The 13,728-nt window shown below is 63.7% G+C and carries 14 protein-coding genes; 9 read left to right on the top strand and 5 right to left on the bottom strand.

The window, feature by feature from the left end:
- Positions 1 to 46: 46 nt before the first annotated feature.
- On the bottom strand, positions 47 to 931 hold the full coding sequence (locus XH87_RS25280) for an amidohydrolase family protein (protein ID WP_158671753.1): 885 nt from the start codon (positions 929 to 931) through the stop codon (positions 47 to 49).
- 312 nt (positions 932 to 1,243) lie between these two features.
- Here XH87_RS25280 and ykgO point away from each other — a divergent pair, with 312 nt between their 5' ends.
- The 3 genes from ykgO to XH87_RS25265 all read left to right on the top strand — a co-directional run bounded on the left by ykgO (position 1,244) and on the right by XH87_RS25265 (position 2,567).
- On the top strand, positions 1,244 to 1,369 hold the full coding sequence (ykgO, locus tag XH87_RS25275) for a type B 50S ribosomal protein L36 (RefSeq protein WP_006611362.1): 126 nt from the start codon (positions 1,244 to 1,246) through the stop codon (positions 1,367 to 1,369).
- A 120-nt stretch (positions 1,370 to 1,489) separates the two neighbouring features.
- On the top strand, positions 1,490 to 2,122 hold the full coding sequence (locus XH87_RS25270; RefSeq protein WP_271589329.1) for a tetratricopeptide repeat protein: 633 nt from the start codon (positions 1,490 to 1,492) through the stop codon (positions 2,120 to 2,122).
- 184 nt (positions 2,123 to 2,306) lie between these two features.
- The gene (locus XH87_RS25265; RefSeq protein WP_271589328.1) at positions 2,307 to 2,567 is read left to right on the top strand and encodes a hypothetical protein; all 261 of its coding nucleotides are present in this window, start codon (positions 2,307 to 2,309) and stop codon (positions 2,565 to 2,567) included.
- 12 nt (positions 2,568 to 2,579) lie between these two features.
- On the opposite strand, the gene XH87_RS25260 is transcribed toward XH87_RS25265, so the two are convergent.
- Positions 2,580 to 2,762 (bottom strand): hypothetical protein, encoded by a 183-nt coding sequence (locus tag XH87_RS25260; RefSeq protein ID WP_035712653.1) that lies wholly within the window; start codon positions 2,760 to 2,762, stop codon positions 2,580 to 2,582.
- A 328-nt stretch (positions 2,763 to 3,090) separates the two neighbouring features.
- Between XH87_RS25260 and XH87_RS25255 the strand changes: the two genes are divergently transcribed.
- Positions 3,091 to 4,047, top strand: coding sequence for an alpha/beta fold hydrolase (locus tag XH87_RS25255; RefSeq protein ID WP_271589327.1), 957 nt, complete (start codon positions 3,091 to 3,093; stop codon positions 4,045 to 4,047).
- Between the two features lie 75 nt (positions 4,048 to 4,122).
- On the opposite strand, the gene cycA is transcribed toward XH87_RS25255, so the two are convergent.
- Entirely contained in the window at positions 4,123 to 4,518 is a 396-nt protein-coding gene (cycA, locus tag XH87_RS25250; RefSeq protein WP_035712649.1) for a cytochrome c-550 CycA, read from the bottom strand.
- A 260-nt stretch (positions 4,519 to 4,778) separates the two neighbouring features.
- On the opposite strand from cycA, the gene XH87_RS25245 reads away from it, so the two are divergent.
- A complete protein-coding gene (locus tag XH87_RS25245; RefSeq protein ID WP_271589326.1) occupies positions 4,779 to 6,272 on the top strand; it encodes an FAD-linked oxidase C-terminal domain-containing protein in 1,494 nt (497 codons plus the stop codon).
- Between the two features lie 252 nt (positions 6,273 to 6,524).
- Here XH87_RS25245 and XH87_RS25240 read toward each other — a convergent pair whose 3' ends face one another.
- Positions 6,525 to 6,860: a putative quinol monooxygenase gene (locus XH87_RS25240; RefSeq protein ID WP_271589325.1), complete on the bottom strand. Its 336-nt coding sequence runs from the start codon at positions 6,858 to 6,860 to the stop codon at positions 6,525 to 6,527.
- A 224-nt stretch (positions 6,861 to 7,084) separates the two neighbouring features.
- Here XH87_RS25240 and XH87_RS25235 point away from each other — a divergent pair, with 224 nt between their 5' ends.
- From XH87_RS25235 to XH87_RS25220, 4 genes are all read left to right on the top strand, one after another.
- Complete coding sequence (locus XH87_RS25235) at positions 7,085 to 8,323, top strand: FAD-binding protein (protein WP_271589324.1); 1,239 nt, start codon at positions 7,085 to 7,087, stop codon at positions 8,321 to 8,323.
- Positions 8,320 to 9,636 (top strand): glycolate oxidase subunit GlcF, encoded by a 1,317-nt coding sequence (gene glcF, locus XH87_RS25230; RefSeq protein WP_271589323.1) that lies wholly within the window; start codon positions 8,320 to 8,322, stop codon positions 9,634 to 9,636. Before XH87_RS25235 ends, glcF begins: the two co-directional genes overlap by 4 nt.
- 90 nt (positions 9,637 to 9,726) lie before the next feature.
- A complete protein-coding gene (locus tag XH87_RS25225; protein ID WP_271589322.1) occupies positions 9,727 to 10,113 on the top strand; it encodes a histone in 387 nt (128 codons plus the stop codon).
- Between the two features lie 402 nt (positions 10,114 to 10,515).
- Positions 10,516 to 11,547 (top strand): TorF family putative porin, encoded by a 1,032-nt coding sequence (locus XH87_RS25220; protein ID WP_271589321.1) that lies wholly within the window; start codon positions 10,516 to 10,518, stop codon positions 11,545 to 11,547.
- Positions 11,548 to 11,738: 191 nt separating this feature from the next.
- Here the strand turns inward: XH87_RS25220 and XH87_RS25215 are convergent, their stop codons facing one another.
- Entirely contained in the window at positions 11,739 to 13,502 is a 1,764-nt protein-coding gene (locus XH87_RS25215) for an ABC transporter ATP-binding protein/permease (protein WP_271589320.1), read from the bottom strand.
- Between the last annotated feature and the right edge of the window lie 226 nt (positions 13,503 to 13,728).

The following is a 13,728-nucleotide window of genomic DNA, read 5'->3' as shown; positions in this document are numbered from 1 at the left end:
TCAACGGAATCGAAGCCCTCAATGCGTGGCGATGATGGGAACGCGCCTAGATTCCCAGCAGCTTGCGCGCGTTGGCCTTGAGCACCTTCGGCCGGATCTCCTCGCGGATATCGATCTTGGAAAAGTCCGACAGCCAGCGGTCCGGCGTGATGACGGGCCAATCCGAGCCGAACAGCATCTTGTCCTGCAGGATCGAGTTGATGTAGCGCACCAGGATCGGCGGGAAATATTTCGGCGACCAGCCGGAGAGGTCGATATAGACGTTCGGCTTGTGGGTCGCGACCGACAGCGCTTCTTCCTGCCAGGGGAAGGAGGGATGGGCGAGGATGATCTTGAGGTCGGGGAAATCGGCCGCGACGTCGTCCATGTACATCGGGTTGGAATATTTCAGCCGCATGCCCATGCCGCCCGGCATGCCCGAGCCGACACCGGTCTGGCCGGTGTGGAACAGCGCGATCGCGCCGCCATTGTTGATCTCCTCATAGAGCGGATAGGCCATGCGGTCGTTGGCGTAGAAGCCCTGCATGGTCGGGTGGAATTTGAAACCGCGCACGCCGTATTCCTCGATCAGCTTGCGCGCCTCGCGGGCGCCCAGCTTGCCCTTGTGTGGGTCGATCGAGACGAAGGGGATAAGGACGTCGAGATGCTCGGAGGCGACCTCCAGCATCTCGTAATTGTTGTAGCGGCGGAAACCGGTCTCGCGCTCGGCATCGACAGGGAAGATCACCGCGGCGATGTTCTTGGAGCGGTAATAGGCCGCGGTCTCCGGCACGGTCGGCGGATGCTTGTTCGGCGACTTGAAGTATTCCGCCATCTGCGCCTGGAAGTCGTCATAGCCGTCGTCGGGATGGCAGCCGCAGGGCTCCTCGGCATGGGTGTGGATGTCGATGGCGACGACATCGTCGATATTGGGCAGCTTCAGTTTCGGCATGGGTTTCCTCCCGACGGGTTGCCAAATTGATTATATGATATAACGAATTTGGCAAGGCGTCGTCGAAGGGCTTTGATTTCTCTAGGGACAAATCAGGCCGATCCGGCCACTTTGACTGTGCATGGGGTTGTTTTCACGAATTTGCCGGTTCTGAACGGGGCAGTTAACATTGACATCACCTCCCGCCATGCCTTAAGAACCGCCCCGTCCCGGGCGGTCGGTCCGCCGGCGGGAAAAATCTCATTTTGCCACATTCGCGCGTACCGAAACGGTAGTGCCGAACACGGCCTTTCGAACGTTCAGGATTCTGCCATGAAGGTCCGTAACTCGCTGAAATCGCTGCGCGGTCGCCATCGCGCCAATCGCCTGGTCCGCCGCAAGGGCCGGGTCTATGTGATCAACAAGGTGCAGCGCCGCTTCAAGGCTCGCCAGGGCTGATCCGAGCGGCTGAGCCTGCCCTGCCGGACGCCGTCGCGCGCCCCGCAAGACCACGGTCTCACACGAGTTTGACGCCGCCTTTGCTTTGCAAGGGCGGCTTTGCGCGTTTAGACTTTCGCCATGGCAGTCAGATTCCCCTTCGCGCGCACCTTGTGTCTGGCCCTTGTGCTGGGAACCGCCGGACTGGCTCCAGCCCTGGCGCAGCAGGTTGACCCGCCCGGCAAACAGAAGAAGCTGCCGGAAGCGCCGGCCAAGCTGCCCAAGGTCGATCGCAGCAAGAATCTCGATTTTCTGTTCGGCGCGCTGAAGGCCGCTCCCGACGAGGTCAGCGCCAAGCATGTCGAGGCGCGGATCTGGGCGATCTGGCTCCAGACCCCGAGCGACACCGCGGCGCTTCTGATGTCACGCGCCAAGACCGCGGTCGATGCGAAGAAGATCGATGTCGCGATCAAGTTGCTGGATTCGGTCATCAAGCTCAGGCCCGATTACATCGAGGCCTGGAACAGGCGTGCGACGCTCTATTACATGCAGAACGACTATGGCCGCGCTCTCGCCGATGTCCAGCAAGTGCTGATCCGGGAGCCCCGCCATTTCGGCGCGCTCGCCGGCCTCGGCATGATCATGCAGGAGATCGGCGACGAGAAGCGTGCGCTGGATGCTTATCGCAGGGCGCTCGCCGTCAATCCGCACCTCGAAAAGATCCCCGATCAGGTCAAGGCGCTGACCGAGAAAGTCGAAGGTCGCGACATCTAGGGCACGATCCGCAAAGGAAAGCGCAGCGCGTCGTTTCAGGAGATCTTGCTCAACACAATAGGGACAAGTTGATCAGCTGCCGAGCGGTTGCGGCGTGCCCAGATTAACCACGATCCGATGCAGGGCGTCACCAGGACTATTGCCGGGCCTGTTGCTGGCCTAACTGCATGGCAGGAGCACAGCCATGAAGCGTTTGGTGTTCGCAGCCCTATTGCTGCTCGCGTCGGGAACGGTGAGCCTCGCCGACGGATTGTTCTGGGTGGTCGGCAACCGCGCCACCGGACAATGCAATATCGTGACCAGCAATCCGGTCATCATTGGCGACATCTGGTTCGGCGACGGTCCCTACAAGTCCAGGGCGGACGCCAAACTTGCCCGTTCGACGATCCGCGCCTGTCCCGCAGTCACGCCCGAGGAAGAGAAGGGGGAGGAGGGTACGAACTAGTGTGGCCTGCCCTCAATGCAGGACGTTGCTGCCGCGCTCGACGAGGCCGCGATCGGCGGCTGCAGCGTAAGCCTTTGCCAGTTCGGTCTCGAGATGCTCGTTGATCAGAAGCAGCGCCCGTACGGCCCCGCGCAGGTCGCCGTTGCAGCTCGCGACGATTTCGTCGATCGCAGTGTCGTTCGATCTGAAGCTCATTGAAAATTCTCCGGTTCAAACCAGGACAAATCCTGCCGGTCTTTCCCGCATCGCCTGAGGTTGCGAGGAGGATCGGCGCCCACCCGCGCCTAAATGGCGGAACCGACCATGGCGATTATATGGACGCCGCGATGACGCCTGCATGAAGCTGCTCGGGGCGTACGCGCGCTGTGCCAATATTGTTGATTCCATTGAGTTTTTTGTTCTGAAATTATACACATATCCACAGCCCCGGCATTTCCGGTGGAAGCGCGGAAAGCCGGCGGCGAAACTGCCCGCCAATCAGACCCGTAACTGCCCTGTGCCCAGGATCACCCGGATTCTCTCCATGATCGTGATGTCAGTCGTGACGGCGCTGGTTCTGCTGGCGCTGGTCACGCAGGCGGGAATCGTCGCCGTTCAACGCGCCTTTCCACCGCAGGGCCGGATGATCGAGGTCGACGGCGCGACGCTTCATGTCGTCGACATCGGCCCGCGCGATTCGGATCTTCCGATCGTGATGCTGCACGGCGCGAGCTCCAATCTCGAAGCGATGCGCCGGCCGCTCGGTGACAGCCTCGCCGGGGATCGTCGCGTGATTCTGATCGACCGCCCCGGCCATGGCTGGAGCCCGCGTGCGCGGCGGCAAGATTCGACGCCGCAGATCCAGGCGCGGATGATCGATGAAGCGCTTCACAAGCTCGGTATCGATCGCGCGGTCTTCGTGGTGCATTCCTGGAGCGGCGCCCTCGGCGCGCGGATCGCGCTCGATCATCCGCGCCGCGTTGCCGGTCTCGTGATGCTCGCCCCCGTCACTCATCCCTGGCGCGGCGGTGTCGGCCGCTACAACGAGATCATCGCAACGCCCGTGATCGGTCCGCTGCTCGCCTATACGATCACGCTGCCGCTCGGCTATGTCCTCGCTGAATCCGGTGCACGCAACGTCTTCCTGCCGCAAACCATGCCGGACGGCTTCGTCAGGGACTCTGCGACGCCGCTGCTGCTGCGTCCCCGCGAGTTCATCGCCAATGCCTATGATCTGGTGACGTTGAAGGAGTCGGTCGCCGCGCAAGTTGCGCGCTATGGCGAGATAAAGGCGCCAGTCACGATCGTCGCCGGCGAGCCCGACAAGACGGTGAAAACCAGCATCCACGCGCGTCCGTTCGCCGCGGCCGTGCCCAATGCGAAGCTGATCGTGCTGCCGGACCTCGGCCACATGGTGCAGAACGCCGTGCCGGATCTCGTGAAGGCCGAGATCGAGACCATGATAGGCAGGATTGTCCCGGGGCAGGCGGCCGCCGACTAAAGCGTTTTCGAGCGACGTGGATACCAGTTCGCGCGCAGAAAACGCGCCAGCTCCAGCGGCCCCCCTTTTTTGCCTCTACTGCTTGATCTTCCCGTCCTTGTCGAACTGGGAAATGAAGGCCCAGAGATTGTTGATCTCGGTCTCGTTCTTGATGCCGGCGAATGCCATCTTGGTGCCGGGGATCTTGGCCTTGGGATCCTTGATGTATTCCTTAAACGTGGCCTCGTCCCAGGTGATGCCGGATTTCTTGTTCGCATCCGAGTAATTGTAGTCCGGCACGCTGCCGGAATGGCGGCCGTTGAGGCCGTTGAGCTCGGGGCCAACCTTGTTCTTGGCGCCTTCGCCGATCGCGTGGCAGGCCAGGCATTTGTTGAACGACGTCTTGCCGGCCGCGACATCCTGCGCCATCGCGGCGGGTGCGGTGGCAATCACGGTGAGGATCGTCAGTGCGCCAAAAGTCAGTTTTGTCATCGGGTGCTCTTCGTCTCTTCCCTGGTGGGTCTGGTCAGTCTCTTGCCTGATCGACAAGCGTCGACCCGCCGCTTTTGGCAGGCCTGCTCGGCTTGGACAAGCCACCAAACCATGACAGGTTTCACGATTTCCTACTTGTCCCAGAGCGAACTCGCGGAACATCGTCGATCCGACTTTCGGATGGCCTACCCAAACGGGCGCGGACGTGGTTGATTTGCCGCGATAAATTGATCGTGGGCGACGAGCCGGAAGGATATGTCATGGCCATCATGATGCCTGCGAGCGACCAGGCGGTGCTCGCGCGCCGCGCGGAGATCATTGCTGCTTTGCGCGCAATCGTGCCGGGCGAGGGCGTGATCGACAGCGCCGCCGAGATGCGAGCCTATGAATCCGACGGCCTGACCGCCTATCGGCAGCCGCCGATGGTCGTGGTGCTGCCCGATACGACCGAGCAGGTCTCGCTCGTCCTGAAGTATTGTGCAGAGCAGAACATCAAGGTGGTGCCGCGCGGCTCCGGCACCTCGCTGTCCGGCGGCGCGCTGCCGCTGGAAGACGGTGTGCTGCTGGGCCTCGGCAAGTTCAAGCGCATCCGCGAGATCGATTTCGACAACCGCGTCGTGGTCACCGAGCCCGGCGTCACCAATCTGGCGATCAGCCAGGCGGTCGCCCATGCCGGCTTCTACTACGCGCCCGATCCGTCTTCGCAGATCGCCTGCTCGATCGGCGGCAATGTCGCGGAAAATTCCGGCGGCGTGCACTGCCTCAAATACGGCATGACCACCAACAACGTGCTCGGCTGCGAGATCGTGCTGATGAGCGGCGAGATCCTGCGCATCGGCGGCAAGTCGGCGGAGAGCGCCGGCTACGACCTGATGGGCGTCATCACCGGCTCCGAAGGCCTGCTCGGCGTCATCACCGAGATCACCGTGCGCATCCTGCAGAAGCCGGAGACGGCACGCGCGCTGATGGTCGGCTTCTCGGAGGTCGAGGCGGCCGGCGAATGCGTGGCGCGCATCATTGGTGCCGGCATCATTCCCGGCGGCATGGAGATGATGGACAGGCCCGCGATCCACGCCGCGGAGGCCTTCGTCCACGCCGGCTATCCGCTCGATGTGGAAGCGCTGCTCATCATCGAGCTCGACGGTCCCAAGATCGAGGTCGACGAGCTGATCACACGGGTCGAGAGCATCGCAAGAGGCTGCGGCTCGGTGACGCTGCAGATTTCCAATTCGGAGGCCGAACGCAATCTGTTCTGGGCCGGCCGCAAGGCCGCGTTTCCGGCCGTCGGCCGCATCTCGCCCGACTATCTTTGCATGGACGGCACGATCCCCCGTGGCGCGCTGCCGAAGGCGCTGGCGCGGATTCGCGAGCTCTCGGAAAAGTACCAGCTTGGCTGTGCCAACGTGTTCCACGCCGGCGACGGCAATCTGCATCCGCTGATCCTCTACGATGCCAACAAGCCCGGCGAGATCGAGCGCGCCGAAGCCTTCGGCGCCGACATCCTGCGCGCGTGCGTCGAGTTCGGCGGCGTGCTGACCGGCGAGCACGGCGTCGGCATCGAGAAGCGCGATCTCATGCCCGACATGTTCAGCGAGATCGACCTCAACCAGCAGCAGCGACTGAAATGCGCCTTCGACGCGCAAGGGTTGCTCAATCCCGGGAAAGTGTTCCCCACCCTGCACCGCTGCGCCGAGCTCGGCCGCATGCATGTGCACGCCGGCAAGCTGGCATTTCCGGACATCCCGCGGTTCTGAAGGTCGCGGTGACGGTGCACGCTCTCCCCATGTGGGCCCCTTGCGGGCGAGGGTGGCTCGCGGCAGAGCGGCGAAACGGGTGAGGGGGTTCTCGCCGCGCGAACCGCTTACAGTTGAGTTCGCTGAAGCAACCCCTCATCCGGCGCCATAGCCGAAGCTTCGCTTCGGCGTTCTCTTAAGAACGGCGGCCGAAGGCCGCCTATGCCACCTTCTCCCGCAAGGGGCCCCACAAGGGAGAAGGTCGTCGACCGCTCATAGCAGCCCGTACTGCGTCCGCTCGCGCTTCGCCAGCAGCGGCAGAGCCTCGCCGGCGATCCAGGTTTTGAAATGCGCGCTCTCCTGATGGGCTTTGAACGCAGCCTCGTCGCGGAACAATTCGTAGAACAGGAACTGCGCCGGGTTGTCCTTGCCGCGCGAGATCAGGAACAGCTTGACGCCGTCCTCGCGCTGCGCCTCCGGCAGGAAGCGGTCGAGAATCCCTGCGACCTTGTCGGCCTCGCCCGGCTTTGCCTCCCATTGCGCGACCACGAGCAGACCGCCGCCGTCGACGGCGTCGCGGAGAGATTTCTGCGTGGCATAGTGGTTCATGATGTCTACCTCCATCGGTGGGTCTCGATCGCGATCGGCGCAAGCTTGTAGCGAGGGCCTGCCGGCTTTGGTTCGCCGGTGATCGAAGTGTCGATGTCGTGAACGCTTCGACCATGATCGAAACGTTGCTGTGGCGTGTGATGGACCCCGATCGCGTCCGGCAAGGGTCGCAGGCGTCACGCCCCATTTGATTTTGGCGGCGAATTTCGGTACCGCCTTTTCCCGTGGATACGCTCAGGGTCAGAGACGCCAAAGACGTCGAAGAGGTGGTGCGCGCGGCGATCGCGAACGAGCAGCCGCTTGAGATCATCGGTCATGGCAGCAAGCGCAGCATTGGTCATGCGATGGCGACCAATGCCGTGCTCGACCTCTCCGCGTTGAATGCCGTCACCTCTTACGAGCCGAACGAACTCATCATCACCCTCCAGGCCGGTGCGCCGCTCAATGACGTGCTGGCGCTGATCGATGCCAAGAACCAGCAATTCGCCTTCGAGCCTGTCAACACCGCCCCGCTGCTCGGCACGCCGGTATCAGGCACTATCGGCGGCACGATTGCGGCCGGGCTCGCCGGGCCGCGGCGGATCCGGGCGGGCGGGGCGCGCGATCATCTGTTGGGGGCGCATGCCGTCTCGGGTTTTGGCGACAGCTTCAAGACCGGCGGCAAGGTGGTGAAGAACGTCACCGGCTACGACCTCTGCAAGCTTCTCGCGGGTTCCTGGGGCACGCTGTCGGTGATCACCGAAGTCACGCTCAAGGTGATGCCGAAGCCCGAAGCCGAGCGGACGCTGCTGCTGCGCGGGCTCGACGATGCCGCCGCCAACAAGGCCATGATCGCGGCGCTGGGGTCACCCTTCGATGTCTCGGGTGCCGCGCATCTGCCGAGATCGGAATACCGGGCCAGGACCGAGGGGCTTGGCGACCTCGTGGGCCAGGGCGAGGCGCTGACCCTGCTGCGGCTCGAGGGGATCACCGCCTCCGCCGCCCACCGCGCCGGATCGCTGCGCGAATTGCTGGCGCCGTTCGGCACCGCGACGCTGGTGGAGGATGCGGCATCTGCGGCGCTGTGGGCCACGATCCGCGATGTGCTGCCATTCGCGGCCGGCGGCGCGCTGGGCGCCTGGCCGGTCTGGCGGATCGTCTGCCCGCCGGCCTCGGGCGCGGCGCTCGGCGCGCAATTGGCGCGCGAGACGGGGGGCGATCTGATCTACGACTGGGGCGGCGGGCTGATCTGGGCAGCAGTGCCACCGAAGCCGGACGCGCATGCCCTGGCCGTGCGCGAGCGCACCAATGCCGTTGGGGGGCACGCCACGCTGATCCGGGCGGCCGAGGACGTCAGGCGCACCATCGACGTGTTCCAGCCGCAGGCGCCGGGGATCGCCGCCCTGAGCGAGCGGGTGCGTGCCAGCTTCGATCCGAAGGCCATTCTCAACCGGGGACGACTGACGCGGGGCGCTGCGTCATGAAGACCGAATTCTCACTCGCGCAGCTCGCCGATCCCGACATCGCGGAAGCCGACAAGATCCTGCGCGCCTGCGTCCATTGCGGCTTCTGCACCGCAACCTGTCCGACCTATGTGCTGCTCGGCGACGAGCTCGATAGCCCGCGCGGCCGCATCTACCTGATCAAGGAGATGCTGGAGAAGGACCAGGCGCCGACGGCCGAGGTGGTCAAGCATATCGACCGCTGCCTGTCGTGCCTTGCCTGCATGACGACCTGCCCCTCGGGCGTGAACTACATGCACCTCGTCGACCAGGCCCGGGTCCGGATCGAGCAGCGCTATCAGCGGCCGCTGGCCGAGCGGCTGTTGCGCCAGGTGCTGGCCTTCGTTCTGCCTGACCCGCAGCGCTTCCGCGTCAGCATGTGGCTGGCGCGGCTGGCCCGTCCGCTGAGCGTCTTGCTGCCAACGCCCCGGCCTTCGGCGACGCCCGGATTGGTCCAGCGCATCAAGGCGATGCTGGCGCTGGCCCCGAACCAATTGCCGCCGGCTGGCCCTGCCGCCGGCAGCGTATTTGCGGCGCTCGGCAAGAAGCGCGGCCGGGTCGCGCTGCTGCAAGGCTGCGCCCAGCAAGTGCTGGCGCCGCGCATCAACCAGGCTGCCATCAGTCTCCTGACCCGCCACGGCATCGAGGTTGTCCTGGTCCGGGACGAGCAGTGCTGCGGTGCGCTGACCCATCATCTCGGCAACGACCAGGATGCGTTGGCGCGGGCGCGCGCCAACGTCGCGGCGTGGCGGAAGGAAGCGGCCGGCGAGGGGCTCGACGCCATCCTGGTGACGGCCTCCGGCTGCGGCACTGTCATCAAGGACTATGGTTATCTGCTGCGAGGCGATGCCGCGCTCGCCGCGGATGCGGCGAAGGTGTCCGCGCTCGCCAAGGACATCACCGAATACGTCGCCAGTCTCAGCCTCGCGACGACTGAGCGGCAGGACGACATCGTCGTCGCCTATCACTCCGCATGTTCGTTGCAGCACGGACAGAAAATCACGGCGCTTCCGAAAGAATTGCTTTCCAAGAATGGATTCGTGGTGAAAGATGTCCCCGAGAGCCATTTGTGTTGCGGTTCGGCGGGGACCTACAACATTCTCCAGCCCGAGCTTGCGGGCCGGTTGCGCGATCGCAAGGTCGCCAACATCGCGAGCGTCAAGCCGGACATGATTGCCGCGGGCAATATCGGCTGCATGGTGCAGATTGCCAGTGGCACGTCAGTTCCGGTCGTACACACGATTGAGCTTCTCGATTGGGCTACGGGCGGGTCGCGGCCGGCACTGAACGCGTAAGTTTGAGCTTTCAGAGCCTGAACTTTCCTCCCGGGGTGACGACTGAAGGCGCCCGATCGACCATTGTTCGGCGGCAACAGGAGGACCACGATGGCGAAAGCGAAGAAGAAGAAAAGCAAGAAGGCCAAAAAGGCCAAGAAGGTCGTAGCGGCCAAGAAGAAGACCGCAAAGAAGGCAGCCAAGAAATCCGCGAAGAGGTCTGCCAAGAAAGCTGCGAAGAAGGCTGCAAAAAAATCTGCCAAGAAGGCAGCCCCCAAGGCCGCCAGGAAGGCTGCGGCAAAGTCGGCCAAGAAGGCCGTGAAGAAGGCCGCCCCCAAGAAGACCGCCAAGAAAGCGGCACCGAAGAAGGCGAAGGCAGCGCCTGCTCCGAAGCCGTCAGCACCGGTGGAAGCTCCGGCTCCCGAGCCTGCCGTCGAGACAAGCTGGGCGATGCCTTCGTCTTCTGCGGAATCGGTGCCGGCCGAGGGACAGGGATAGACCAGGCCTCTCGTTCCCCTTGGAAGGATCTGTAAACGGAAAAGGCCGCGGCGCCGGGGGCTGCGGCCTTTTTGCATCACCGCAAGCAGGTCCGGCGGCCGCCGTTTCCGGCGCCAAGCCTGATTCGTAGCCGGCGTGTTACGCTGCCCGACCACCCCCGGACTTACACGGGCCTCCTGTGCACTTTGGAATGCAAATAATGTGATCGAGAAGCAACACAGGCTGACAACCTTTCGTGGAATCGTCAAAACGCCTAAAAAGTCGGCAGATGCCCGCGCTTTTTGCTTCACGGTCCACGTCCCTCAATCCAGATTGTCGCGGTAACGCAATTTTGCACATGGGTCGTTCGCCCCGGGGGGCTTCCGGGATCCGACTGGGTAAGAACTGGTGATGGGGATCGAAATGAAAAAAGTGGTCTTGTTGGCAACGGCGCTGGCAATGGTGACGGGTTCGGCTTTCGCGGCAGACTTGCGCGTGAAGGCGCTGAAGGCCCCGCCGCCACCGGCCTTCGATCCGTGGGATGTCGCGTTCGGCGCCGGCATCACGAACGACTACATCTTCCGCGGTATCACCCAGTCCAACCACAACCCGTCGGTCACGGCCTATTTCGAGCCGCGCTACAACGTCAACAAGGACCTCCAGCTCTACATCGGTACGTCCGCTTCGAGCATCTCGTTCCCGAACCGCGCTGCGGCCGAAGTCGATATCTACGGCGGTGTCCGCCCGACCTTCGGCATGTTCGCCTTCGATTTCGGTGTCTGGGGCTATCTCTATCCGGGCGGAAGCTGCTTCGGTTCGCAGGGCACCCTCGCGCAGGGCAATTGCGGTACCAGCCTGGATAACTCCCAGGGGGCGATCGGCCTTCCGATCAACGGCAACTTCGCCAAGAAGGACGCGAGCTTCTTCGAAGCCTATGCCAAGCTGAACGTCGCCATCAACGACCAGTGGACGGTCGGCTTCAACGAATACTACTCGCCGAACTTCCTGAATATCGGTGCCTGGGGCAACTACGCCTCGATCACCGCGAAGTGGACCGCGCCGAGCACGACGTTCGGTGCCAGCGGCGTCGGCATGTATGTGTCGGGTGAGTTCGGCCGTCAGTGGTTCGGCACCTCCGACATCTTCTACGGCATCGCGGGCGATCCGGTGTACGCGAACGGCATCAAGGAACCGAGCTACAATACCTGGAACATCGGCGTCGGCTTCACCTACAAGGTGTTCACGCTCGATCTGCGCTACTACGACACCGACATGTCGAAGGGCGATTGCAACGCCTTCACCAGCGACTTCTCGGCCACCAACTCCAGCCCGGGCTTCGTCACTCCGATCAACGGCGGTGCGAATGCTGCCACGGCGTTCGGCTCGAACTGGTGCAGCGCGGCTGGCGTCGCCAAGCTCTCGGTCGACCTGACCGCGATGAGCAACCTGAAGTAAGGTTCTTCCGGAAACGACTTGCGAGGGCGGCAGGGACAACCTGCCGCCCTTTTGCTTTGGGGCTGGGTGCTCAGCGCAACGCGAGGCTGCGGGGGCGTCAGATTCAAAGTGCGAGTGGGAGAGCCGTGCGGGTACTTCACGCTCCGTCATTGCTGACGAGGCCGAATGAGACGCGCCGTTCCCGGCTCGTCTCAGCGCGCCGCGGTCGGCTCCTTCTCGGCCGGCGCGCCGGCGTTGCCGAGGACATGGATGGTACCGTCCTTTACCAGCGCGACCTTGCGCGTGTGGAAGGCATCGAGCGTCGAGCGGTGGCCGATCGAGACGATGGTGGCGTGCGGCAGCTTCTCCGCCAGCAGCCGGTAAAGCCGGGCCTCCGACGGCTCGTCCAGCGAGGCAGTCGCCTCGTCCAGGAACAGATAATCCGGTACGTGCAGCAGCGCGCGCGCGAGCCCCAGGCGCTGCTGCTCGCCGAGCGACAGCATCCGGTTCCAGTGGCCGTGCTCCTCCAGCCGCCCAGAAAGGTCAGGCAGCCCGACCACGATCAGCGCGTCGCGGACTTGCGCGGCGTCGAACGCGCCGGGCGCTGCTGGATAGACAACGGCATCGCGCAACATGCCGACCGGAAAATAGGGCCGCTGGGGCAGCATCATCAGCTTTGCCTTCTCGGGGATGACAACCGCGCCGGTACCGAACGGCCAAATGCCGGCGATGGCCCGGAACAGCGTGGACTTGCCGGAGCCCGACGGTCCGGTCACCAATACGCGTTCCGACGTCTCAATGGTGAAGGCCTTGGCGGCAACCAGCGGCGTGCCGTTGGGCAGGTTCACGCAGAGCTGCTCGAGGTCGATATGGCGGCCCCCGCCGGCGACCTCCAGCGCGATGGCAGGCTCATGTGCCGGCAGGTTTGCGGCTGAATCGACGGACATCTCGAAGCCATCGAGGCGCGCAACGATCGAGCGCCACTCCGCCAGTGACCGGTAAGCCGTGACGAAGAACGACAGTGCGCCCTGTACGCTGGAGAAGGCGGATGCGGTCTGCATCATGTCGCCGAGCTGGATCTTCTTGGCGAAGAAGGCCGGCGCCACCAGCACGTAGGGAAAGATCACCGCAGCCTGCTGGTAGCTGGCCGTGAACGCCGTGAGGCGTTTGGTCCGGCTCATGATGGCGTACCAGTTGGCGATCACGAAGCCGAAGCGATCGAGCAGGCGGGTCCGTTCGGCGCCTTCACCTCTCAGCAGCGCGATCTGCTCGGAATTCTCGCGGACACGGACGAGGTTGAAGCGGAAGTCGGCCTCATAGCGCTGCTGCTCGAAATTGAGGTTGACCAGCGGGCTGCCGATCCAGTGCGTCAGCGCGGTGCCGAAGATCGCGTAGATCAGCGCGCCCCAGCATAGATAGCCCGGGATCATGAGGTCGGTGCCGAACAGGTGCAGCGGCGCGGCGTTGGAAAGGCCCCAGAGGATGATCACGAAAGAGAACAGCGTCACGATTGAGGAGAGCAGGCCCAGCCCGATCGTCAGGGTCTGCTCGACGAAGTTCTTGACGTCCTCGGTGATGCGCTGGTCCGGGTTGTCGGCCGCATCGCCCTTGAGCTGCATGCGGTAGTGGGTGGCACCGTGGAGCCATTCGCCGAGATAGTGCCGGGTCAGCCATTGCCGCCAGCGGATCTGCAGCCATTGGTTCAGGTAGAGCTTGTAGACAGCCAGCGCGATATAGGTTGAGGCGAGGCCGACGAAGATCCAGATCTCCCTGACGAAGGTATCCCAGTCGCTGTTCTGGAGCGCGCTGTAGAACCGGTTCTGCCACTGGTTCACCAGCACGTCGATCGCGACCAGCGCCAGCTCCATCGCGACCACGGCGGCCAGCAGGCCGCGGCCGGCCCATTTGTCCTCGGATCGGAAATAGGGAGCGGCGATTCGCCAGACGATCGCGAGCGTGGCGCTGATGTTCTTCACAGAGCAGGGTCTCCTCGGGGGGGATGCAAGGCATTGGGGGCATCGCAGGAAGCGATGGCGAAATCTCGTGGCCGCTTAGACTAAGGTCGTAAACTCTTCAATCTGCGTTGGCTTGTCCCGGCCCACAGCTCGACCCTAGCATGGCCGAAACGGCGCGGGATAAGACGCCTCGGGACTTCGCGAGGATGTGAGCCGGACCGGCTGGTCCGAAATTGCTCCAGCTGGA

Origin of the sequence: Bradyrhizobium sp. CCBAU 53415 (assembly GCF_028128735.1) — a bacterium.
Taxonomy (GTDB): domain Bacteria; phylum Pseudomonadota; class Alphaproteobacteria; order Rhizobiales; family Xanthobacteraceae; genus Bradyrhizobium.
This window is presented reverse-complemented; position numbering and strand designations above follow the sequence as displayed.

Bases quoted from the DNA above. Each gene is read 5' to 3' on its own strand.
- glcF (WP_271589323.1), top strand. From the start codon at position 8,320: ATGAAGACCGAATTCTCACTCGCGCAGCTCGCCGATCCCGACATCGCG.
- XH87_RS25220 (WP_271589321.1), top strand. From the start codon at position 10,516: ATGAAAAAAGTGGTCTTGTTGGCAACGGCGCTGGCAATGGTGACGGGT.
- XH87_RS25265 (WP_271589328.1), top strand. From the start codon at position 2,307: ATGAAGCGTTTGGTGTTCGCAGCCCTATTGCTGCTCGCGTCGGGAACG.
- XH87_RS25255 (WP_271589327.1), top strand. From the start codon at position 3,091: ATGATCGTGATGTCAGTCGTGACGGCGCTGGTTCTGCTGGCGCTGGTC.
- ykgO (WP_006611362.1), top strand. From the start codon at position 1,244: ATGAAGGTCCGTAACTCGCTGAAATCGCTGCGCGGTCGCCATCGCGCC.
- XH87_RS25280 (WP_158671753.1), bottom strand. From the start codon at position 931: ATGCCGAAACTGAAGCTGCCCAATATCGACGATGTCGTCGCCATCGAC.
- XH87_RS25225 (WP_271589322.1), top strand. From the start codon at position 9,727: ATGGCGAAAGCGAAGAAGAAGAAAAGCAAGAAGGCCAAAAAGGCCAAG.
- XH87_RS25245 (WP_271589326.1), top strand. From the start codon at position 4,779: ATGGCCATCATGATGCCTGCGAGCGACCAGGCGGTGCTCGCGCGCCGC.
- XH87_RS25270 (WP_271589329.1), top strand. From the start codon at position 1,490: ATGGCAGTCAGATTCCCCTTCGCGCGCACCTTGTGTCTGGCCCTTGTG.
- XH87_RS25260 (WP_035712653.1), bottom strand. From the start codon at position 2,762: ATGAGCTTCAGATCGAACGACACTGCGATCGACGAAATCGTCGCGAGC.
- cycA (WP_035712649.1), bottom strand. From the start codon at position 4,518: ATGACAAAACTGACTTTTGGCGCACTGACGATCCTCACCGTGATTGCC.
- XH87_RS25240 (WP_271589325.1), bottom strand. From the start codon at position 6,860: ATGAACCACTATGCCACGCAGAAATCTCTCCGCGACGCCGTCGACGGC.